Here is a 20,675-nt window from a genome sequence, read left to right on the forward strand (position 1 = left end):
ACACCGGCACATCGAACCGCTGGCCAATAACGTATCCGTGAATTTACCGCTAAGACTGGGGAGAGACTTTGCTATACTCGCGCAAACTTTGTGTGACTAGTAGCAGAAAATGATTCCTGAAAAAATCAAACATCACAAGGGCTCCAACCAACTAGAGCTGGTGTTTAATCAGCAGAGCTATCAATTGTCAGCAGAATACCTGCGTATTTCTTCGCCCTCAGCGGAAGTCAAAGGCCATGGCCCAGGCCAGGCAACGCTGCAATTTGGGAAACGCAATGTTGTTCTCCACAACGTTGAACCGGTTGGCAGCTATGCGCTCAAACTGGTGTTCAGTGATGGTCACGATTCCGGTCTCTACACTTGGCCCTATTTATTTGAACTTGCCAGCCAGTACCCACAGCGCTGGCAAGACTACCTCGATCAACTTCACTCGGCCCAAAAAACCCGCGACCCTGACACCAGCGTCGTAAAAATTATCAATTAATACCCAATAACATAAAGACAAGGACGCAATCATGACCCTTCTATCGTCACTCCACCGCAGCCTTTGGTTGTCGGCCTCAGCCGCTTTAATGCTAACCGCATGCGGACAAAAAGCAGAACCACCAAAAGCACCGCCGCCGGCCGTGTCAGTGGTGGTTGTGTCTGCACAGGACATTGGCGGCAGCAGAGAATTTGTTGCGCGTACGGAAGCTTATTCCGAAGTACAGTTGATCGCGCGGGTTGAAGGCACGCTAGAAAAAACCAATTTCCAAGAAGGTGGCTTTGTCGCAAAAGATCAAGTCTTATTCGAAATTAACCAAGACACCTATAAAGCGCAATTGTCGCAAGCCAAAGCTGAGCTAGCGGCGCGCATCGCCGAGAAAGATCGCTCCGAGCGCGACTTAAAGCGCGGTGCCGAATTAGCACCGCAAGGCTTTATCTCCCAGTCTGATTTGGACAAGTTAACCTCCAACAAGCAACAGGCTGATGCCGCTGTATTGGCCGCAGAAGCGGCTGTTGAAACGGCGCAAATTAATTTGAGCTACACCCGTATCCTCGCGCCCTTCGCCGGCCAAATTGGCAAATCAATTTACAGTGTGGGCAACACCGTCGGCCCCAACAAAGGCGCTTTAGCTACACTGGTCAATATCGACAAAATCAAAGTTAACTTTCAACTCGAAGAAGCCAGCTACACGGCCTATCTACAAGAGCGCGCCAAATCACAGGAAGCTGAAAAGCTCTATACGCTGAAGTTAATGCTGCCGAATAAAACCTTACACGATGCCTTGGGCGAGTTAGATTTTGCCGACACAAAAGTTGATGCCACGACCGGCACCGTCAGCCTGCGCGCCGTATTTGACAACCCCGGCCACACGGTTCTGCCCGGCTTATACACCACGCTATTGGTAGAAAGCCAAATCAAAGAAACCCGCGCACTCATCCCACAGGCCGCGGTTCAGGAAAACCAACAGGGCACCTTCGTGCTTGTGGTCGACAGCGAACAAAAAGTCGCACAACGCTTCGCCAAACTTGGCCAGCGCTTCGGTGCTATGTGGGTCGTCGAATCGGGACTTGAAGCAGGTGAAAAGGTTATCGTCGAAGGCCTACAAAAAGTCAGAGCGGGCGCTGTCGTCGCGCCCACAGTGAAAGTCGTAGACCCTAAAACTGGCGCGGTTAGCGAGCATACTGCCCCCGCTGCCAGCCAAGAGGGCTAATCATGATCAGTAAATTCTTTATCCATCGGCCTAAATTCGCCTTTGTTATCTCCATTGTCATCACGCTAGCGGGTTCGCTATCGCTCATGACCCTGCCCGTTAACCTCTACCCAGAAATTGCACCGACGCAAATACAGGTGACTGCTACCTATCCCGGCGCCTCGGCCGATGTCGTTGAAGAAACCGTACTGCGGCCGCTCGAAGAGCAAATTAACGGCGTTGAAGGCATGGAGTTCATGGAGTCTACGGCTTCTAACTCAGGCCTCGCCACCATCACCGTGACCTTTAAAACCGGTGTCGACGGCGACATGGCGCAAGTGAATGTAAAAAACCGCGCATCGCTGGCAGAAAGTTCATTACCACCTGAAGTTATGCGCGATGGCGTGCAAACGCTGAAGCAATCCACCAGCATGTTACTGGGCATTAATTTAATTGGCGAAAGCGAACAGTTCGACACCACGTTTTTATCAAATTACGCCATCAGTAACTTGCAAGAACCTTTGGCACGTATCGCCGGTGTCGCCAAGGCCGAAGTGATGGGTGACTTCCAATACGCCATGCGGATTTGGTTAGACCCGACAAAAATGAACGCGCTAGACGTTACGGTTACCGATATCCAAGCGGCAATCACTGAGCAAAATACGGTCGTTGCTGCCGGTAAATTAGGTGCTGGCCCCGTCATTCCTGGTCAACAATTTGAATACACCATTCAAACTCAGGGTCGCTTGCAAGACGCCTCACAATTTGCCGACACAATCATTCGCGCCAACCCCGATGGCCGCTTCCTACGTCTTAAAGATGTGGCTCGCGTAGAGATGGGTTCGCGCAGTTATAGCAACGCCGTAAAGCTCGATGGTCAAGACACCGCCTTTCTGGTCATTTATCAATTATCTGACGCCAACGCCACCTTAGTGGCCGAAGCAATTCATGCCGAAATGGCGCGTTTAGCACCGATGTTGCCCGACGGGATGCGCTATGAAATTCTGTACGACACGACCGATTTTATTAACGAATCTATAGCCGAAGTTTACTCCACACTGTTTGTTGCTGTGGCCTTGGTGATCTTGGTTGTATTTTTATTTTTACAAAATTGGCGTGCGACGCTAATTCCCGCCATTGCCATACCGGTATCCCTTATCGGTACCTTCGCGTTGATGAATGCACTCGGCTATTCAGTCAATACCATCACCTTATTTGGCTTAGTCCTCGCCATTGGAGTGGTGGTAGATGATGCCATTGTGGTCATTGAAAACGTCGAGCGCATCATGAAAGAGGAAGGCTTAGGTGGCGTGGACGCCACACTAAAAGCCATGGAGCAAGTCACTGGCCCGATCATCGCCACCACCTTAGTGCTGATGGCTGTGTTCGTGCCAGTGGGCTTCATGCCTGGCATCACCGGTGAAATTTACAAACAATTCTCCGTAACCATTTCCTCAGCGGTATTTATCTCCTCCATCAATGCACTCACCTTAAGCCCAGCGCTCTGCGCGGTGTTGCTAAAACCCGAGCACATGACACCGATTAAATGGTTGGCGCCCGTGGAAAAGTTAATCCACCGCTCAACCGCCGGTTACACTGGCATCGTCGGCTGGCTATTAAAGCGCGGTGGGCGGGTAGCCGTATTTACACTGCTATTGCTCGGTGGCACTTACTGGTTAATTGCTAGCACGCCCACAGGCTTCGTGCCCAATGAAGACCAAGGCTTCTTGTTCGTGGATGTGCAATTACCCGACGCTGCATCAGCCAATCGCACCGAAGAGGTGATGCAGAAAATCACCGGCTGGGTGGGTAACGAGCCAGGCGTACGCAACTTTATTACTGTGTCGGGTTTCAGTATTCTCAGCGGCGGCGCCACCAATGGCGGCCTCGGTATTGTCATTTTAGATCACTGGTCAAAGCGCAAAGACCCCGCACTGTTCGCCGACACACTACAGAAAAAATTACAGGGTAAGTTATGGGCGCTACCCGACGCGCAAGTTATGGTGATCAACCCACCGCCAGTGCCCGGTTTGGGCAGTGCCTCGGGTTTTGACTTTAGGTTACAAGACACGCAAGGGCGGGACTCGAAAGAGCTGGCTGCGGTAATGGGCGGGTTAATCTATTCCGCCAACCAGCGCGAGGATTTGGCCTACGCTTTTAGCACCTTCCGCGCCAATGTGCCGCAATACTTCTTGGACGTCGACCGCAATAAAGCCAAGGCTATGGGTATCCAATTGTCGGATATTTTCATGACCCTGCAGGCGCAACTCGGCTCGCTCTACATCAATGACTTCTCCAAGTTTGGCCGCAATTATCGGGTCATGATTCAAGCGGAAAGCCAGTTCCGCCAAGAGCCGTCGGATTTACTGCACTTCTACGTGCGCAATAGAGACGGGCAAATGGTGCCGCTCTCGACGCTCGCGACCCTCTCGCCAGCACAGGGGCCAACGTCTATCTCCCGCTTCAACATGTTCCGCTCGGCCACCATCAATGGCGAAGCGGCCCCAGGCTTCAGCTCCGGCGACGCACTGCAAGCCATGCAACTGCTGGCCGATCAACTGCCCGATGGTTACGCTTTCGAGTGGGCCGGACAATCTCGGCAAGAAGTGGAGGCCGGTAATCTAGCCCCCATTTTATTTGGCCTAGCGATTCTGTTCGTCTACCTCTTCTTAGTGGCGCAGTACGAAAGCTGGAATATCCCTTTCGCCGTACTCGGGGCAGTACCTATCGCTATTTTTGGTGCCTTGGCGGGATTATCCCTGGCCGGTATGGTTAACGATGTTTACGCCCAAGTGGGTATGGTGCTACTCATTGGCTTGGCGGCAAAAACCGCCATTCTCATCGTCGAGTTCGCGGTGGAGCAGCGCGCTGCTGGGGATTCGGTTATCGAGGCCGCCGCCAACGCCGCGCGCCTGCGCTTCCGCGCCGTACTGATGACCGCGCTGTCTTTCGTATTGGGCGTGATTCCCTTGGTAACAGCCACGGGCGCTGGCGCCGCGTCGCGGGTGTCCTTGGGGGTCACCGTGTTGTGCGGGATGCTCGCCGCAACCTTGATAGGCACGGTACTTTTGCCGTCTTTCTACCAAGGCATACAAAACCTCCGAGAGAAGTTCAAAGCGCAGCAGGACTAGGCCTAGCCCACGCGGCGCAGCCACAACCAGCGATGCAAAACCGAGCCTAGCGCTCGGTTTTTTTTGGCCGACAAAAGCCCTTTAACAAGGTAGAATCTGACTCACTGACAGACTTAAGCGAATTCCCATGTCCGAGAAAAACACCACCCACTTTGGCTTTGAACAAGTTGCCGTTGAAGACAAGGCTAAACGCGTAGCCGGCGTATTTCACTCCGTTGCGGCCAAATACGACCTGATGAATGATGTGATGTCGGGCGGCGTACACCGCTTGTGGAAACGCTTTACCATTGAGCTATCTGGCGTTCGCCCCGGCGACAAAGTGCTCGACATTGCCGGCGGCACCGGCGATTTAAGTCACAAGTTTGCCCGCTTAGTGGGGCCAGAGGGCCAAGTCATCCTCGCCGACATCAACGAATCTATGCTGCGGGTCGGGCGCGACAAATTGATCGACCTTGGCGATGTGGGCAACGTCCAATATGCCCAAGCCGATGCCCAATACCTGCCCTTCCCAGACAACACCTTTGATTGCATCACCATTGCCTTTGGTTTGCGCAATGTCACCGACAAAGACCTAGCGCTGGCATCCATGCTGCGTATTTTAAAGCCCGGTGGGCGCTTGCTGGTGCTGGAGTTTTCCAAACCCACACACAGCCTGCTAGAAAAAGTCTACGACACTTATTCTTTCCGCATCCTACCGTTCATGGGCAAGTTGATTGCCAACGACAGCGAATCTTATCGCTACTTAGCTGAAAGCATTCGCATGCACCCGGATCAAGAAACCTTAAAAACCATGATGCAAAACGCCGGCTTTGCCGAAACCCGTTTTTACAACATGACCGGCGGTATCGTCGCGCTGCACAAGGGCATAAAACCCTAATGCTCGAATTGAATGTCGCCGCCTTAGCCGCAGCCGAAACACTGATCAATAAAGCGCTGCGCTACGACCCCGCGAGTAAAGCGGCACTGCAAAAGCTTGCCGGTAAAGTGTTGCATATACACATTAACCAGCCCGCATTTAACCTCTATATTTGCCCGCGCGCTGATCAACTGGATCTGCAGGCCCATTGTGATCTCCCCGTACACTGCAAACTATCAGGTAGCCTGAAAGATTTAATCGCACTGGCCGGCGGCGATAACTTCAATTTTTCCGGCACCGGCGTTAGCGTCACGGGCCAAACAAATCTATTGCTTAATCTGCGCGATATTGTGGTCAATCTAGATATCGACTGGGAGGATTGGCTAGCCAGCTATACCGGCGACGAAATAGCCAGCCCATTAGCAAATATCATGCGCAACACGGCCAGTTTTGTTAACGCGCGCATGCGCGCGGCGAAAGACAATATCGAGCCCTATTTGAGCGAAGAGGTGGCCTTAGTACCAACCAAGGTAGCGCTAGAAAATTTTGCCACTCAGGTCGAAAACCTGCAGCAAAATACCGAGCGCCTCGAGGCGAAACTGCACGCACTGGCACGAAAAATTCAGCAGAAAAACTCACCAGCCTAATTCACCAAAGTAAGGGTCCCAACCGCGTGCGCGCATTATTTCGATTACTCCAAATCACAGGTGTCGCTTTACGCTACCGACTCGATTTACTGCTCCCAAGTAAAAAACCTTGGTGGTTAGCACCGTTCTTCTGGCCACTGCACCTACTACCGAAACCCACAGAAACGGATGGCGAACGGCTCAGATTAAGCCTCGAGCGCTTAGGCCCCATTTTTATCAAGTTTGGCCAGCTGCTCTCCACTCGCCCTGATTTGGTTCCCGCCCATTTGGTGTTCGAACTCAGAAAGCTACAAGACAAGGTACCTCCCTTTGATCAAGCTCAGCTCGTGGGCATAGTGGAACAGGCCTTAGGCCGGCCTATTGCCGAGTTCTTTGATGATTTCTCTGCCCAACCGTTAGCCAGTGCCTCGATCGCGCAAGTACATACTGCCAAGCTGCATAGCGGCGAAGATGTGATAGTCAAAGTGGTTAGGCCCGGCCTGCTATCTACCATCCACCGCGATATTGCCCTGCTTAAGGTCATTGCAAAGTTGCTCGAATCGATCAGCCACGATGGCCGACGTTTGCGCCCAGTGGAAATTGTCGACGATTACCAAATCACCATCATCGACGAGCTAAATCTACTGCGAGAAACCGCTAACTGCACGCAACTAAGGCGCAACTTTCTCGGCTCTACGCTGCTTTACGTACCCGACGTGTATTGGGACTACTGTCGAGAGAACGTACTTGTTCAAGAGCGAATTTACGGCATTGGGGTCAGCGATCTAGCCGAGCTAGCCAAGCAAAACACCAATATGAAAATGCTGGCAGAACGCGGTGTTGAAATATTCTTCACTCAGGTGTTCAGCCACAATTTTTTCCACGCCGACATGCACCCCGGTAATATTTTTGTCAGCCGCAATACACCGGAAACACCCAGCTACATCGCCGTAGATACCGCCATTATGGGCAGCCTTACCACGGAGGATCAGTACTATTTGGCGCGCAACTTGGTTGCCATGTTCCGGCGCGACTATCGCCAAGTGGCACAGCTGCACGTGGACTCAGGGTGGGTGCCGGCAACAACCTCTGTGGCCGCCTTCGAAAGCGCCATTCGCACCGTGTGCGAACCAATCTTTGAAAAACCTCTAGCCGAAATATCCTTTGGCCAAGTTTTGCTACAGTTATTTAGAACCGCGCGCCGCTTTAACATGGAAGTACAACCACAATTAGTGTTGCTGCAAAAAACGTTACTCAATATCGAAGGCCTTGGGCGCCAGCTCTATCCGCAACTGGATTTATGGACCACCGCACACCCGTTCCTAGAAGCTTGGCTGAAACAGCGCTACCACCCGAAAACTTTGCTGAAAGAAATAAAGCGCTTTGGCCCCGAGTGGCTGGAAAAGTTGCCGCACATGCCCCAAAAAATCTATGATGCGCTATCTACTAGCGAACACCTAAGCAGCCAGTTAACGGACCTGAATAACACCCTCTCGCGGGAACAAACGCGCCAGCACCAAGCCCATCGAGCGCTTCGACGCCGTCGCCTAGCGCTTATCTCGCTTGCCAGTGCGGCGGTGGTGAGCGTGCCAGAAGCGCGCGCGGTGGTGGAACAACTCAGCACCAGTGCACTAGCTCTAAGCCTGCTAGGCCTATATTTATGGCTAGTTTCTTAAGCTTACCCAAAGCTGTCGCTAAGCCACAGCTTTCAGCGCGCGGATACGCTAGAATGCCCCCAAGAATAGCGATTGCCCCGGACAGTGAATTAACGCAATGACTGACACGTTTATCGACCAAGTGAATTTCAACCAGGACGGCTTGGTTGCAGCCATCGCACAGGATGCCAAAACCGGCCGAGTTTTAATGATGGCCTGGATGAATGCCGAGGCACTGGCTCTGACCGTAGAGCGCGGTGAGGCAGTCTACTTTAGCCGCTCGCGCCAGAAGCTTTGGCACAAGGGCGAAAGCTCCGGCCATAGCCAAAAAATCAAAGAGATCAGACTCGACTGCGATGGCGATATGATTTGTCTGCAAATCGAACAGCTAGGCGGCATCGCCTGCCATACCGGTCGCGAATCTTGCTTGTATCGGGTGCTGCGCGATGGCCAATGGCTAACCACCGACGACGTACTAAAAGATCCCAATGAGATTTATCAATGAGTGACATACTCGAGCAACTAACCCTCGTACTAGAGGCGCGTAAAGCAGCCGATGCCGATAGTTCATATGTGGCATCCCTCCATGCCAAAGGGCTAAATAAGATATTAGAAAAAGTCGGCGAAGAGTCTGTAGAGACAATCATTGCCGCCAAAGATGCGGCACTTTCGGGCAGTAAAGACGATGTAATTTATGAAACTGCAGATCTCTGGTTCCACACCTTAGTCATGCTGTCTCATCTCGGCCTTTCGGCCAACGATGTGCTAACGGAATTGGCGCGTCGCTTTGACTTATCCGGCTTGGAAGAAAAAGCCAATCGAACCTCTAAATAGGAGCATCCCATGGGACTCGGTGGAATTAGTATTTGGCAACTGTTAATCATTTTAGTCATCATCATTTTGCTGTTTGGCACCAAGCGCTTGCGCGGCCTTGGTGGCGACATTGGCGATGCTATTAAAGGCTTTCGCAAAGCGGTGAGTGACGACAAAAAGCCCGAGGCGCTGGACGATCAAAAAGCCGCGAGTGCCGACAAGCCTGTGGAAAAAACCGACGCCAAGTCAGAGCAAAAATAATTCCTTAGGGAGCGTAAACCCCGGTGTTTGATATCGGCTTTTTTGAACTATTACTAGTGGCCGTTGTTGGCCTACTAGTGATTGGCCCCGAGCGACTGCCCGAGACAATTCGCTCGGTCAGCCTTTGGATTGGCCGACTTAAACGCAGCATCAGTGCGACTAAGGCGGAGCTGGAGCAACAGCTCGGCACCGAAGATATTCGTCGGCAACTGCACAACGAAACTATCATGCGGGAACTAAAAGCCAGTCGCGAAGAAATCGAGCGGGTACTGAAGGATAACTATGTGGAGCCGGTGGAGCTGCCCGACCACGCCCATATGGATGAACCCAACACCCACCCAGACGCAAAGAAAAAGGACCAGCAAGACCAGCCCGCAAGCGAACTAAGCGCAACAGCGAGTGAAAACAAGGCACCCATTACAGACGTGCAAAAAAACCATGACTGACCAACCGCTTCCGCTGGTACAACACCTGATCGAGTTACGCGACCGTTTACTGCGAATGATATTGGCAGTATTGATCATTTTTTGCGGCTTGTTCTATTTCGCCAATGATATCTACAGCTTCGTCGCGGCACCGCTACAAAAATTTCTGCCGCCCAATGCCAGCATGATCGCAACCGATGTCACGTCGCCGTTTTTCACGCCCTTTAAACTGACTCTGTTTGCCTCGGTGGTTGTTGCCATCCCCTACTTGCTGTACCAGTTGTGGGGCTTTATCGCACCGGCGCTGTACAAACATGAAAAGCGCTTCGCATTTCCACTACTGTGTTCGAGCGTAGCACTTTTTTATGGTGGCATGGCCTTCGCTTATTTCATTGTATTCCCGCTGGTTTTTGGATTTTTTACCAGCGTCGGGCCCGAGGGCGTCACGGTCATGACCGATATCAGCCTGTACCTAAATTTTGTGCTCAAACTCTTCTTTGCCTTTGGCCTAGCTTTTCAAATTCCCGTGGCCACCGTATTAATGATTGCCATGGGCCTAACGACTTCAGCATCACTTGCCAACAAAAGACCCTACATAGTGGTGGGTTGTTTTGTGATTGGAATGCTTTTAACACCACCAGACATTATTTCTCAAAGTCTCCTAGCATTGCCCATGTGGTTACTTTTCGAAACGGGCGTGCTCGTGGGGCGACTGGTAGAAAAGCCTGATAACAAAGACGCCACCTCCTAAGAAAGTTCATGCTTCCAGCCACCTCCTACGCTCAAGGCCTACACTTAGGACTGACGTAGTTCATCTAAAAGAATAAAAATGAGTGAAAATCAACACTTTGGCGGATGAAACGCTGAAATAGTCTTGATCTACCCTAACAAAAATAAAATATCCGTGTAGAATCAGTTTATCTGTGCTTCAAGATGTATTGGCTCTTACAAGTTTACTTGTGATCCTCCGGCGCAGGAAAGGCGTCCGCTTTTGCTCACTAGCAGTACCAGCGGACAGGTTTTAAGGCTCCGCCGTTGGGGCAATTGCAAAAGAAATGGAAGAACTATGTCTGATCAGGTTGAAGGCACTGTAAAGTGGTTTAACGACGAAAAGGGTTTTGGCTTTATTGAACAAGAAGGCGGCAAGGATGTGTTCGTACATTTCAGCGCCATCAGCGGCAATGGTCGTAAAACTCTGCGCGACGGCCAAAAAGTCACTATGACCGTGACTCAAGGTCAAAAAGGCCCACAGGCCGAGAACGTTAATCCTTTGTGATTGATGTTAAATAAAAAAAGGGCGCTTAGCGCCCTTTTTTTATTCTGAAATTCTATATCGATAGCGACTAGCTCACGCCTAAAGCCACCAGCACCGCACCGGCCACCGCAAACCAGACCGCATCTCGGGCTTTATCCCAAGCAAAGCAGGCGTAGAGGTAAGATAGCGGCGGTAAAAACAAGGTGGTTAAGCCCCACGAAAAGTCATCGTCAAACGAGATCTGCAACAATAAAAACCAGCTAACAGCCAACAACACGCAGCCAAACATCATCATCGCGGAAGATAAAGGGTCCATCGTTAAATCCTCTTTTTTATTGTGGTGATAACTTACCAGTTGTGAGCCAACAAGCAAAGCCAGCAACACTAGTGAGTATGACTGGACGGTATATCCGGATAGGCGTCTCGAATCGCCAACACTTGGTCAATAATCGTCAAAAACTCCTGTACCACCTTAGGATCAAACTGACTGCCAGCATTGTCTTGTAAATAACTAATCGTTTTAGAAACAGACCAAGGCACTTTATAAGGCCGGGTTGAAGTCAGAGCATCAAATACATCGCAAACAGAGACGATCCGGGTATACAAGGGAATTTCTTCGCCCTTCAAGCCCTGAGGATAACCCTGGCCATCCCAGCGCTCGTGATGGGTTTTTGCAATCATCGCGGCTACTTCCATCAGCTTTGAGTCATAGCTACCCAGAATCTCGGCGCCCACATCGGTATGGGACTTCATCTTGGTCCACTCTTTGCTGTCTAGCTTGCCTGGCTTTAGCAGCACCTCATCGGGTATCGCGATTTTTCCAATATCGTGCATCGGGCTGGCGTGTAAAATAATCTCACACTCGTCTTCACTCAAGCCCATTTGCCGAGCCAACATGGCCGACGCATGACTCATGCGAACCACGTGCATACCGGTTTGATTGTCGCGGTATTCCGCTGCCTTACCTAGGCATTCAATCAGCTTGATCTGTGCTTGGTAGAGCTGGCGGGTGCGCTCGTGCACTTTCCGCTCCAGATGTTCGTTCGCGTCGAGCACCTGTTTATGAAGCATGCGAACTTCGACTAAATTACGCACTCGAAACAGCACTTCAACCCTTTCAAAGGGCTTGCTGATAAAATCTTTCGCGCCCGAACTTAACGCCTGATGACGGGTTTCAGCTGTGTGATCGGCCGTTAATATTAAGATAGGTAGGTAGTCATCAGGATTGTCTTCGCGCAGCTGCGCCATCACTTGAAAGCCGTTAAGGTCCGGCATATGTACATCGAGTAAAATCGCATCGAAATGATGTTGCTGGTACAACTCACGCACCTGCTTCGCATCAGTTGTAGTACTGATATTGGTGAAGCCATCCTGGCGTAAAATCTTTTCTACAATGACAATATTAACTGCATTATCATCGACGATCAGAATCGTGCCATCATGTACTTGTGTCATTTTATTCGCGTCACCCTGCTCTTTTTCTTGTTTTTTATCACCGAGAAAACATACCCAACTTAGCTCTGTAACATAAATGTCACCGGGCCGTCGTTGGTCAAACTCACTTGCATGTCGGCACCAAATTTACCGGCCGCCACCGTCGCGTGCTTAGCCTGCAACCATTGCAAGCAATAGGCATAAAGCGCCTTGGCATCTTCGGGTGCGGCTGCTGACGAAAAACCAGGCCTCAAGCCCTTTTTGGTATCAGCGGCCAAGGTAAACTGAGACACAAGCAAGACACCACCACCGATATCGCTAACGCTTAAATTCATTTTACCGGCGCTATCGCTGAAAACCCGATAATTCAGTAACTTGTCCAATAACTTGGCCGCGACAGATTCATCATCAAATTTTTCGACCCCTAACAGCACCAACAACCCTTGGTCGATGGCGCCAATGGTCTCGCCGTCCACCGCAACAGAGGCATGTGTTACCCGCTGAATTAAAGCTTTCACCCTAGATCTCACTGTTACGCAAAGTGCATCATCTTAGCGCAATCAGAGATTCAACCACAGCTCAACCACAATCCACTGGCATAGCACCACAACAGTCGGCAATATCAGATTGAGCTTTGACAATGGCATCAACCATAGGCGCCTCGCGCATGGAGTGGCCGGCTTCGCGCACGATGTGCAATTTCAAATCCGGTAGCACATCTTGCAAGGCTACCACTTGAGCAATAGGCGCAACCATGTCAAAACGACCATGCACGCAGGTGGTGGGAATATCCGAAATGGTCGCTAACCCTTGAATGCCCAGCGCGTGCTCACAATCCCATTGCCGCATCATATACGCTGCTTGCAGCGTTGCCTGCACAAGAACGACCGGCGGTTCTAAATATTCTTTATGCAGCTCAGCTTGCGGCTTTAAACCCGCGCAATGTGCCAGCCAATGGGCCCACTGCCTAGCCACGGCCATGCGTTCCAACTCATTGCCTTGCATCAACAGTTCGTAGGCGCGCGCCACCAGCGCTTTACCCGACTCGCCGGCACCTAAGCCAAGTGCTTTGCACAATTGACGATAAGCCTCCGGAAACACCTGTGGCGCGCCTTGCTCAAATTGCCAGCGCAGCTCCTGAATCGATCCTAGGCTGGCGCCAATCAACAAAAGTGCACGCACAGAGCTAGGTGCAGCTACCGCCATAGTTAATGCCATTAAACCACCCCAGCCAGCGCCGGCGATTATCCAGCGATCGATGCCAAGCTGGGCCTGCAAGGCCAATAAATCGTCGCAAACCGCCTGTCGATGATTACCCGTAAGGGACAAGTGTGGCTGCGACCGGCCACAACCGCGCTGATCCGGTAGGATAAGGTGGTAGCGATTTGGGTCAAACAAGCGCCGGTCGGCGCGGTGGCAGCCCAGACCTGGGCCATCGTGCAAATAAAGCAGTGCAATACCGTTTGGCTGGCCGGCCTGCTCTACGTACATACTCTGCCCATTGATAGACAAATGGTTCCGGGCAAAGGGACGAATTTCTGGATAAGCCTGCCGCATCTAACTACTGAGCTCCGGGGCGAAAAACGCCACCGCGCATGATTATACGACCGTACCCCGTGGCGGAATCGTAAACCACATGCACCCAAGTCGCATCCCCTGCCGCGTGCCAAAAAATAGGCTTCCTGACACGCGTAAGGTCCGTATACTCTGATTCCGGCACAATAATGATGTCGTTGGTGGACTCATAATAGTCCTCTACAGGCTCCCAAGCCGGTAGGTCGACGGTCGTGCGAATAAAGCCATCCCTAATGACCTTTTCAGCGAAAAAAGTCACTAAAGGCTGAAGATCTGGCTCATAAATAATAAATGGCAGGTGATCAATCAAGATACCTTCATAGAGGTAAACCTCCCTGTTGTGCTTATCCTTAATACGAAGCGTCACCGTAGCTTCATTGCAAGGGTTGCCCACAACGCTCACCGTCAATGTATCTTGCGCCTCCTCACTCACAAAGGCGACCGGCGCCTCGCGTTTCACATCGCAACCTGTTGGGTGCTGCGCAATAGCAAGGGGGGCCACTGCGACTAGCGAGATCAACGCCAATTTTACCCACATAATCGTACCTACCACATATAATCAGTCATCCTGTCAGTGTAGACGACAGATCAAGCAGCCAAACGACAAGGCTCAAGTTTTAATCGAATACGGAGGGGAGATCACATGGAGAATCAACGCTGCGAATGGTGTCACGGCGATGACCTTTATCATCGCTATCACGATGAGGAGTGGGGCGTACCGCTGTTTGACGAGCAACGGCTGTTTGAATTTTTGCTACTCGAAGGCGCGCAGGCGGGTTTAAGTTGGATTACCGTGCTGCGCAAGCGAGAAAATTACCGACTCGCCTACGATAACTTCGACCCACACAAACTTGCACGCTATTCCCAATCCAAGATAGACAAATTGTTGCAAAACCCAGGCATTATTCGCAACAAGCTCAAGGTCAACAGCGCCGTACGCAATGCCAAAGCTTGGCTAGCCCTGAAAGACCAAGGCGTCGATTTGGTCGATTATTTTTGGCGCTTTGTCGACGGAAAACCCTTACAAAACAACATAAAAAAAATGTCTGATATTCCTGCATCAACACCTACCTCAGATGCACTGGCTAAGCAGCTAAAGAAAGACGGCTTTAACTTCGTCGGCACAACTATCTGCTACGCCCATATGCAAGCCACGGGCATGGTTAATGATCATATCATCAGCTGCCCACGCCATCGTGTTTGCGTCCAGCTCAGTAAAAAGTTGTAAGCACCAATTGTCGAACTATTTAACATACGTAAAGCATTCATACCTAGGTAGCAGTTAGGACAAGCCCCAACCCGGCCTTTTTTACGTCGAAAAAGCTTACAACGCCAATTTTAAATGGTGCGTAAGTACATGATACTAGTGACGTTTTCTAGTTGGCACTTTCCTTGCTTAATATGTGCAATCACGCCATGTGATGGACTTAAACTACAAGGAAGGTCGTAAGATCATGAACAACTTTTTTAAATCAGCCGCCCTGATTGCACTGACTAGCGTTTCGCTTTCCGCATCGGCCAGCCTGTTAAACGTTTGGACCGATTGGACACTTATGACAGTGACCAATGGCGATACCGATACGTTAGACGAGAACTATGTAGACCCAGGTTACGGTGGTCAAGCATTCGACGCCGAATACCTACTGTACAAATACGACTCTGCCACTGGCACCTTGTCTATCGGCCTACAAACCGGCTTCGACATATTGGACGGCCACTACAGAACTGGCGGTAAAGACTATTACAATGGCGACATCGCCTTGTCCTTCGATGGCGATAAAAGCACCTACGAATACGCCATTGACTTCGGCAACCTCACCAAGACTTACACCAATGGCCTAAACGCTAACTACAACCCAAAAAGCTTGGGCACGCACACCGCAGGTTTGTACGCGGTTAGCGCTTGGAACAACGACATCATTTTCAACAGCTCAAGCCCATTCGCCATGAAGAGCGGCTCATTGCTCACCACCGGTATGATGTCTGAAGGCTCGGGCATTGGTGCCGACACTAAAAAGTCCTACTACAACATGTTCAGCTTTAATGTTGGTGTACTTGGCCTGAGTTCTAGCTTCCTCAGCCTAGATGCACACTGGACCATGTCTTGCGGTAACGACGCAATCGAAGCGCATGCTGATATTGCCGACGTTCCAGAACCAGCACCTTTTGCACTGCTCGGTTTAGGCCTACTTGGCTTGGCTTTCGCGCGCAAAAGAGCGAGCAAGTAAGTGCTCTGACGAGTAATAAAAAAGGCGCCCGTTACGGCGCCTTTTTTTATGTGAGCGCTCAGCGGAATCTCGCCACTTGTGCCGTCAATGCATCAACATCTACCGCGCTCGCAACAGTATCTGCTAACCGATTCAACTCTTGCTCTACCAAGGCAGCATAATCCTGATGCTGAATCGCCTCTACGCCAGCCCATTGTAAAATGGCGTCAAGTGCCTCGGGGCGCTGAAAAATGCCGTGCAAGTATGTTGCAATTATGTGTTCATCTACCGACACGCAGCCGTCTAATCGCTTACCAGAAACCTCGTCTATTTGAATTGGCGCTCGCAGCAATCCAGCCCCCTTCGACACGCCTGCGTGAATTTCATAACCACACACCGGCACAGCCTCCTGCATGCCCGGTAACAAAAGCGAGCCGTTCACATTGCACAGGGTTTTCGATGCGGCCATCCGCGTTTCAAAGTCCAGCAAACCCAACCCTTCGGTACTGCCGACACTCGCCTCCACCCCAAGGTCATCATGCACCCAATGACCGAGCATTTGTAAGCCGCCGCATATACCCATAAGCTTGCCGCCGTAGCGAAGGTGCCTACGAATATCTCTATCCCACTGTTGCTCACGCATAAAATCTAAATCTGCCCGCGTATTTTTTGTGCCAGGCAAAATAATCAAGTCTGCATCGGCCAAGGAGCCTCCGGGGCCGACAAACTCGAAGCTCACCTGAGGATGCAAACGCAGTGGATCAAAATCGGTGTGATTACTGATGCGCGACCAAACCGGCACTTTGATGTTAATCGTTTTATCGCCCTCGCCGAGTGAATTAGCCGTCAGGGCATCTTCCGCTTCAAGGTGTAATTTTTCTAGATAGGGGATAACACCTAGCACCGGTTTGCCGGTTCGCTGCTCGAGCCACTCAAGGCCGGGTTGCAGTAACGCAATATCACCGCGGAATCGATTAATCACAAAACCAATAACACGTTCTTGCTCGGACTCAGAAAGCAGCGCCAAGGTGCCGACTAAATGCGCAAACACACCGCCCTTATCGATATCGGCAATGATAATCACCGGGCAATCTACCGCCTCAGCAAAACCCATGTTGGCAATATCACCTTCGCGCAAATTAATTTCAGCCGGACTTCCCGCGCCCTCCACCACAATAAAATCATATTGCAATTTTAATCGCTGGTAAGAATCTAATACCGCGGCCATGGCTACTTTTTTATAGTCGTGGAAACTCGCAGCTTCCATATCGGACAAAGCTTTGCCCTGTACAATAACCTGCGCGCCCGTGTCGCTGCACGGCTTCAACAGAATGGGGTTCATGTCCGAGAGCGGCGCAATACCGCAGGCCTGCGCCTGCACCGCTTGTCCCCTACCTATTTCGCCACCATCAATGGTTACTGCAGAATTTAACGCCATATTTTGCGGTTTAAACGGTGCAACCTTAACGCCTTTGCGCGCCAATATTCTGCCGAGCGCAGCCACTAACGTGGTTTTACCCGCATCAGAGGTTGTGCCTTGCACCATCAATGTTTTACTCATAAGCACTCAACTTTAATATTCATCCCACTGCTGCGCGTCCTGCGCCCATGGCATACCGTACATAAAAAAGCCGGCAATTATCACCGGCTTTTCCTGTCAGCTGTGAACTGCTAACTCAGATAAAATTATCGAACCACATTGCCATCGGCATCCAGCACTTTGATATCACCTAAATTTAGCGAGCTGACACCCGCTTCAATTTTTGCCAAATCGCCAACTATCACCCACACCAACTTTTCAGGGGTGATTTCTTGCGCAGCGGATCGAACTTGATCGATGGTTAAGGCCTGAACCCGATCGGCGTAGGTAAGCACATAATCATCGGGCCGATCAAAACGCACTTGCCCACTCATCGCACCCAAAACCGCATTCATGGTTTCATAGCTGCCCGGTAATTTTGCCACTTCGTTTAGCTGGTAGCGATGCAATTCATCAGCTTGCGCTGGCTTTTTACCTAAGTAGTCAGTCAGTTCTTTCTGTACTTCGGCAATCGCCTCTTTGGTTTTATCCGTTTGCACGGGCGCGTACGCCATTAAAGGCTGCTGCGCTGCCGCATCGACAATAAACGTATAAGCACCGTACGCCCAATGTTTATCTTCGCGCAAATTCATATTTAAGCGCGCGGTAAAGGCGCCGCCTAAAATAGTATTTGCCATATCGAGCGCTAAATTCCCATTGTCTTTCGCTGAGGGAATTAACTGGCCGGCTAGAATGACCGTCTGCTGAGCACCGGGTTTATCGATAAGATAAACGCTAGACTGCTGCTGACCGGCAACTTGATGCAACTTCTTCACGCCCTTGTCAGCTTTTGGCGCTTTCCACTTACCAAAAGCGCGCTCTAACTCCGGCTTTAAATCTTCCAGAGACATAGCACCAACGACAACCAAGGTCGCATTGTCCGGGCGAATCCAGCGCTCGTGGTAAGCGCGCATATCGTCAATCGAAACATCAGCCACACTAACCTCGGTGCCGGAGCCCGTTAAGGGAATACCGTAAGCGTGGTCATTGCCGTATAACAGCGGCGGCAAGGTGCGCAAAGCCATGGAAACAGGTTGTGACTTTTCTTGGCCAATACCGGCAATAGTCAGCGCGCGCTTGCGCTCCACATCCTCATCGCGGAAGGCGGGGTTTTGTAAAATATCTGAAAAAATATCGAGGGTCTTTCGCAGGTTGCTCGATAGAGCCGATACACTAAAGCTTGTTGTATCTACATCGCTATTAACGCCCCAAACCGCACCCAAGCCTTCGAGCTCCGCGGAAATTTCAAGCGCGTCGCGCTTATCCGTGCCCTCCAACATAACACTGCTAGCGAACTTATTAATGCCCAGCTTGCTACCGAAGTCAGCGGAATAACCCGCATCAAACATCATCGCCAAGTTCACCTGCGGCACGGTATCGCGACGAGCAAAAACGACCTTTAAGCCATTGCTCAATTCGGTGCGCTCAATGGCCGGAAAACTCAACGGGGGGACGGCACCGGTATCGGGGATTTTACTTCTATCGGCATCGGTGCTTGCGGCATTAAGGCTTGGAAAAGGTGTGATTTCCAAGACCAAGTCACCCGAGCTCAACCAACGGTTAGCCACCTTGGTGACCTGCTTGGTATCCACTTCTTCCATGGTTAACAAGCTCTTTTTAAACGCCCCAGGGTCACCCATGTATACCGCGTTAGACGCGAGAATATCCGACTTGCCACCCCAGCCACCGACTTTTTCGGCGCCGCGCACGAAGCCTGCAAATAAACTCGTGCGCACACGCTCTAATTCTTTCTTCTCTGGGCCCTTCTTCAAAAACAAGGCAACTTCTTCATCGATTACTTTTTCGATTTGTGCCAACTCAATACCGGGCTTTGCATCAGCAGTAATGGTAAACAAACTGGCCAACTCAAACGGGAAGTAGGCCACATTGACGCTAGTGGCAATTTGATCTTCATGCACTAGCCGCTTATACAGACGGGAGTTTTTTCCGCCAGCCAATAGCTCGGCCACAATCTGTAAAACGTCGCTGTCGCTGCTGGCTAGTTCTGCCGTATTCCACGACTTATATAAACGCGCCTGAGGTACACGATCCTGCGTCTTAACGCGCTTTTGTTCCGTTCGCTTAGCAATCCAGGTTTTCTGGCGCACCAGCGGCTCACCCGGCGCAACAAAACCGAAGTAGGTTTGCATCTTCGCTTTGGCGGTTTCGACGTCGATATCACCCGCTAACACCACCACCGCATTAGAGGCCCCATAGTACTCGTGGAACCACGCCTTAACGTCGTCGAGCGATGCCGCATTGAGATCTGCCATCGAGCCAATGGTGCTCCAAGAATAGGGGTGGCCCTGCGGAAAGGCGGCCTCCTGTAAGATATCCCAGGCTTTACCATAAGGCTGATTATCGCCTTGGCGCTTTTCGTTTTGCACCACACCGCGTTGCTCATCGAGGGTCTTCTGATCGATGGCACCGAGCATATGCCCCATGCGATCAGATTCCATCCACAGCGCCATATCCAAGGCTGGCGTCGGTACAGTTTCAAAATAGTTCGTGCGATCCAACCACGTGGTGCCGTTCATATTGGTGGCACCCGCCTTTTCAAAAGGCGCAAAAAATTCACCCGGCGCATTTTCACTGCCATTGAACATCAGGTGTTCAAATAAATGCGCGAAGCCCGTTTTTCCCACCTTCTCATCCTTCGAGCCCACGTGATACCAGACGTTAACCGCCACCACCGGCGCTTTGCGGTCGGTGTGCACGACCACGCGCAATCCATTGTCTAAGGTGAACGTTTCATAAGGAATTTGAACAGAATCGGTGAGAGAGCCAGCGTTAGCAGCGGACGCCAACAACAGACAGGCCAGAGCGAGGGGTTTTTTCAGCATGGGTAAACTCCATTTATCAACAGTTGTCTGCACCGCAAAGCGCGGCGTAAACCCAGCAGGTTACCGCACTGCCCTCAGTAAGCAAGGGAATCAAGCGTGGAAAAGCCTGCTTTCATCGCAGATAAATGGAAATACTAGCGTCGCCAGCTTGGATAGACAGAGCTATAGGAAACCAGGCATCGCCTTGTAGGGTGCGGCCCCCCCCCTTGTAGCTTGTAGGGGGCGGCCCCCGCCTTGTAGCTTGTAGCTTGTAGCTTGTAGCTTGTAGCTTGTAGCTTGTAGCTTGTAGTAAATGCTTCCCGCCCTTCCTGTAAGCGGTCAACTTCTCTCACTTAGGAG

The 20,675-nt window shown here is 51.1% G+C and carries 21 protein-coding genes; 14 read left to right on the plus strand and 7 right to left on the minus strand.

Features of this window, described 5'->3' with window-relative positions; translation table 11 throughout:
• Positions 1 to 109 precede the first annotated feature (109 nt).
• The 12 genes from ACGHTT_RS16000 to ACGHTT_RS16055 all read left to right on the plus strand — a co-directional run bounded on the left by ACGHTT_RS16000 (position 110) and on the right by ACGHTT_RS16055 (position 10,719).
• The gene (locus tag ACGHTT_RS16000; protein ID WP_390591942.1) at positions 110 to 484 is read left to right on the plus strand and encodes a gamma-butyrobetaine hydroxylase-like domain-containing protein; all 375 of its coding nucleotides are present in this window, start codon (positions 110 to 112) and stop codon (positions 482 to 484) included.
• A 31-nt stretch (positions 485 to 515) separates the two neighbouring features.
• Positions 516 to 1,697: an efflux RND transporter periplasmic adaptor subunit gene (locus ACGHTT_RS16005; RefSeq protein WP_390591943.1), complete on the plus strand. Its 1,182-nt coding sequence runs from the start codon at positions 516 to 518 to the stop codon at positions 1,695 to 1,697.
• A gap of 2 nt (positions 1,698 to 1,699) precedes the next feature.
• Positions 1,700 to 4,807 (plus strand): efflux RND transporter permease subunit, encoded by a 3,108-nt coding sequence (locus tag ACGHTT_RS16010; RefSeq protein WP_390591945.1) that lies wholly within the window; start codon positions 1,700 to 1,702, stop codon positions 4,805 to 4,807.
• Between the two features lie 127 nt (positions 4,808 to 4,934).
• Positions 4,935 to 5,684 carry a bifunctional demethylmenaquinone methyltransferase/2-methoxy-6-polyprenyl-1,4-benzoquinol methylase UbiE gene (ubiE, locus tag ACGHTT_RS16015; RefSeq protein ID WP_390591946.1) on the plus strand — a complete coding sequence of 250 codons (750 nt, stop codon included), beginning with the start codon at positions 4,935 to 4,937 and terminating at the stop codon, positions 5,682 to 5,684.
• The gene (locus ACGHTT_RS16020) at positions 5,684 to 6,310 is read left to right on the plus strand and encodes an SCP2 domain-containing protein (RefSeq protein WP_390591948.1); all 627 of its coding nucleotides are present in this window, start codon (positions 5,684 to 5,686) and stop codon (positions 6,308 to 6,310) included. Before ubiE ends, ACGHTT_RS16020 begins: the two co-directional genes overlap by 1 nt.
• Positions 6,311 to 6,336: 26 nt before the next feature.
• Positions 6,337 to 7,965, plus strand: a complete 1,629-nt coding sequence (gene ubiB / locus ACGHTT_RS16025) for a ubiquinone biosynthesis regulatory protein kinase UbiB (RefSeq protein ID WP_390591950.1) — start codon at positions 6,337 to 6,339, stop codon at positions 7,963 to 7,965.
• Positions 7,966 to 8,062: 97 nt separating this feature from the next.
• Entirely contained in the window at positions 8,063 to 8,449 is a 387-nt protein-coding gene (gene hisI, locus ACGHTT_RS16030) for a phosphoribosyl-AMP cyclohydrolase (protein WP_390591951.1), read from the plus strand.
• Positions 8,446 to 8,778, plus strand: a complete 333-nt coding sequence (locus ACGHTT_RS16035) for a phosphoribosyl-ATP diphosphatase (protein ID WP_390591953.1) — start codon at positions 8,446 to 8,448, stop codon at positions 8,776 to 8,778. The genes hisI and ACGHTT_RS16035 overlap by 4 nt, the downstream gene beginning before the upstream one ends.
• 9 nt (positions 8,779 to 8,787) lie before the next feature.
• Entirely contained in the window at positions 8,788 to 9,018 is a 231-nt protein-coding gene (gene tatA, locus ACGHTT_RS16040) for a twin-arginine translocase TatA/TatE family subunit (protein ID WP_390591955.1), read from the plus strand.
• A 23-nt stretch (positions 9,019 to 9,041) separates the two neighbouring features.
• Complete coding sequence (tatB, locus tag ACGHTT_RS16045; protein ID WP_390591958.1) at positions 9,042 to 9,464, plus strand: Sec-independent protein translocase protein TatB; 423 nt, start codon at positions 9,042 to 9,044, stop codon at positions 9,462 to 9,464.
• Positions 9,457 to 10,194, plus strand: a complete 738-nt coding sequence (gene tatC, locus ACGHTT_RS16050) for a twin-arginine translocase subunit TatC (RefSeq protein ID WP_390591960.1) — start codon at positions 9,457 to 9,459, stop codon at positions 10,192 to 10,194. Before tatB ends, tatC begins: the two co-directional genes overlap by 8 nt.
• Before the next feature lie 315 nt (positions 10,195 to 10,509).
• Positions 10,510 to 10,719 carry a cold-shock protein gene (locus tag ACGHTT_RS16055; RefSeq protein WP_290259193.1) on the plus strand — a complete coding sequence of 70 codons (210 nt, stop codon included), beginning with the start codon at positions 10,510 to 10,512 and terminating at the stop codon, positions 10,717 to 10,719.
• Positions 10,720 to 10,786: 67 nt separating this feature from the next.
• Here the strand turns inward: ACGHTT_RS16055 and ACGHTT_RS16060 are convergent, their stop codons facing one another.
• From ACGHTT_RS16060 to ACGHTT_RS16080, 5 genes are all read right to left on the minus strand, one after another.
• On the minus strand, positions 10,787 to 11,014 hold the full coding sequence (locus ACGHTT_RS16060; RefSeq protein WP_390591963.1) for a hypothetical protein: 228 nt from the start codon (positions 11,012 to 11,014) through the stop codon (positions 10,787 to 10,789).
• A 68-nt stretch (positions 11,015 to 11,082) separates the two neighbouring features.
• Entirely contained in the window at positions 11,083 to 12,153 is a 1,071-nt protein-coding gene (locus tag ACGHTT_RS16065; RefSeq protein ID WP_390591965.1) for an HD domain-containing phosphohydrolase, read from the minus strand.
• 59 nt (positions 12,154 to 12,212) lie between these two features.
• Positions 12,213 to 12,650, minus strand: coding sequence for a D-aminoacyl-tRNA deacylase (gene dtd / locus ACGHTT_RS16070; protein ID WP_390591967.1), 438 nt, complete (start codon positions 12,648 to 12,650; stop codon positions 12,213 to 12,215).
• A gap of 61 nt (positions 12,651 to 12,711) precedes the next feature.
• Positions 12,712 to 13,689 carry an alpha/beta fold hydrolase gene (locus ACGHTT_RS16075; protein ID WP_390591969.1) on the minus strand — a complete coding sequence of 326 codons (978 nt, stop codon included), beginning with the start codon at positions 13,687 to 13,689 and terminating at the stop codon, positions 12,712 to 12,714.
• 4 nt (positions 13,690 to 13,693) lie between these two features.
• Positions 13,694 to 14,245: a hypothetical protein gene (locus tag ACGHTT_RS16080; RefSeq protein ID WP_390591971.1), complete on the minus strand. Its 552-nt coding sequence runs from the start codon at positions 14,243 to 14,245 to the stop codon at positions 13,694 to 13,696.
• Between the two features lie 105 nt (positions 14,246 to 14,350).
• Between ACGHTT_RS16080 and ACGHTT_RS16085 the strand changes: the two genes are divergently transcribed.
• Positions 14,351 to 14,935 (plus strand): DNA-3-methyladenine glycosylase I, encoded by a 585-nt coding sequence (locus tag ACGHTT_RS16085; RefSeq protein WP_390591972.1) that lies wholly within the window; start codon positions 14,351 to 14,353, stop codon positions 14,933 to 14,935.
• A 226-nt stretch (positions 14,936 to 15,161) separates the two neighbouring features.
• A complete protein-coding gene (locus ACGHTT_RS16090; RefSeq protein ID WP_390591973.1) occupies positions 15,162 to 15,935 on the plus strand; it encodes a PEP-CTERM sorting domain-containing protein in 774 nt (257 codons plus the stop codon).
• A gap of 58 nt (positions 15,936 to 15,993) precedes the next feature.
• On the opposite strand, the gene ACGHTT_RS16095 is transcribed toward ACGHTT_RS16090, so the two are convergent.
• The gene (locus ACGHTT_RS16095; protein ID WP_390591975.1) at positions 15,994 to 17,475 is read right to left on the minus strand and encodes a cobyric acid synthase; all 1,482 of its coding nucleotides are present in this window, start codon (positions 17,473 to 17,475) and stop codon (positions 15,994 to 15,996) included.
• Positions 17,476 to 17,600: 125 nt separating this feature from the next.
• Positions 17,601 to 20,336 carry a M16 family metallopeptidase gene (locus tag ACGHTT_RS16100; protein WP_390591976.1) on the minus strand — a complete coding sequence of 912 codons (2,736 nt, stop codon included), beginning with the start codon at positions 20,334 to 20,336 and terminating at the stop codon, positions 17,601 to 17,603.
• Positions 20,337 to 20,675: the final 339 nt, after the last annotated feature.

Source organism: Simiduia litorea (assembly GCF_042853465.1).
GTDB lineage: Bacteria > Pseudomonadota > Gammaproteobacteria > Pseudomonadales > Cellvibrionaceae > Simiduia > Simiduia litorea.

What these genes read in the sequence shown, in the direction of transcription:
- ACGHTT_RS16000 (WP_390591942.1), top strand. Translation starts at nt 110, where the DNA reads ATGATTCCTGAAAAAATCAAACATCACAAGGGCTCCAACCAACTAGAG.
- ACGHTT_RS16005 (WP_390591943.1), top strand. Translation starts at nt 516, where the DNA reads ATGACCCTTCTATCGTCACTCCACCGCAGCCTTTGGTTGTCGGCCTCA.
- ACGHTT_RS16010 (WP_390591945.1), top strand. Translation starts at nt 1,700, where the DNA reads ATGATCAGTAAATTCTTTATCCATCGGCCTAAATTCGCCTTTGTTATC.
- ubiE (WP_390591946.1), top strand. Translation starts at nt 4,935, where the DNA reads ATGTCCGAGAAAAACACCACCCACTTTGGCTTTGAACAAGTTGCCGTT.
- ACGHTT_RS16020 (WP_390591948.1), top strand. Translation starts at nt 5,684, where the DNA reads ATGCTCGAATTGAATGTCGCCGCCTTAGCCGCAGCCGAAACACTGATC.
- hisI (WP_390591951.1), top strand. Translation starts at nt 8,063, where the DNA reads ATGACTGACACGTTTATCGACCAAGTGAATTTCAACCAGGACGGCTTG.
- ACGHTT_RS16035 (WP_390591953.1), top strand. Translation starts at nt 8,446, where the DNA reads ATGAGTGACATACTCGAGCAACTAACCCTCGTACTAGAGGCGCGTAAA.
- tatA (WP_390591955.1), top strand. Translation starts at nt 8,788, where the DNA reads ATGGGACTCGGTGGAATTAGTATTTGGCAACTGTTAATCATTTTAGTC.
- tatC (WP_390591960.1), top strand. Translation starts at nt 9,457, where the DNA reads ATGACTGACCAACCGCTTCCGCTGGTACAACACCTGATCGAGTTACGC.
- ACGHTT_RS16055 (WP_290259193.1), top strand. Translation starts at nt 10,510, where the DNA reads ATGTCTGATCAGGTTGAAGGCACTGTAAAGTGGTTTAACGACGAAAAG.
- ACGHTT_RS16060 (WP_390591963.1), bottom strand. Translation starts at nt 11,014, where the DNA reads ATGGACCCTTTATCTTCCGCGATGATGATGTTTGGCTGCGTGTTGTTG.
- ACGHTT_RS16065 (WP_390591965.1), bottom strand. Translation starts at nt 12,153, where the DNA reads ATGACACAAGTACATGATGGCACGATTCTGATCGTCGATGATAATGCA.
- ACGHTT_RS16075 (WP_390591969.1), bottom strand. Translation starts at nt 13,689, where the DNA reads ATGCGGCAGGCTTATCCAGAAATTCGTCCCTTTGCCCGGAACCATTTG.
- ACGHTT_RS16080 (WP_390591971.1), bottom strand. Translation starts at nt 14,245, where the DNA reads ATGTGGGTAAAATTGGCGTTGATCTCGCTAGTCGCAGTGGCCCCCCTT.
- ACGHTT_RS16085 (WP_390591972.1), top strand. Translation starts at nt 14,351, where the DNA reads ATGGAGAATCAACGCTGCGAATGGTGTCACGGCGATGACCTTTATCAT.
- ACGHTT_RS16090 (WP_390591973.1), top strand. Translation starts at nt 15,162, where the DNA reads ATGAACAACTTTTTTAAATCAGCCGCCCTGATTGCACTGACTAGCGTT.
- ACGHTT_RS16095 (WP_390591975.1), bottom strand. Translation starts at nt 17,475, where the DNA reads ATGAGTAAAACATTGATGGTGCAAGGCACAACCTCTGATGCGGGTAAA.
- ACGHTT_RS16100 (WP_390591976.1), bottom strand. Translation starts at nt 20,336, where the DNA reads ATGCTGAAAAAACCCCTCGCTCTGGCCTGTCTGTTGTTGGCGTCCGCT.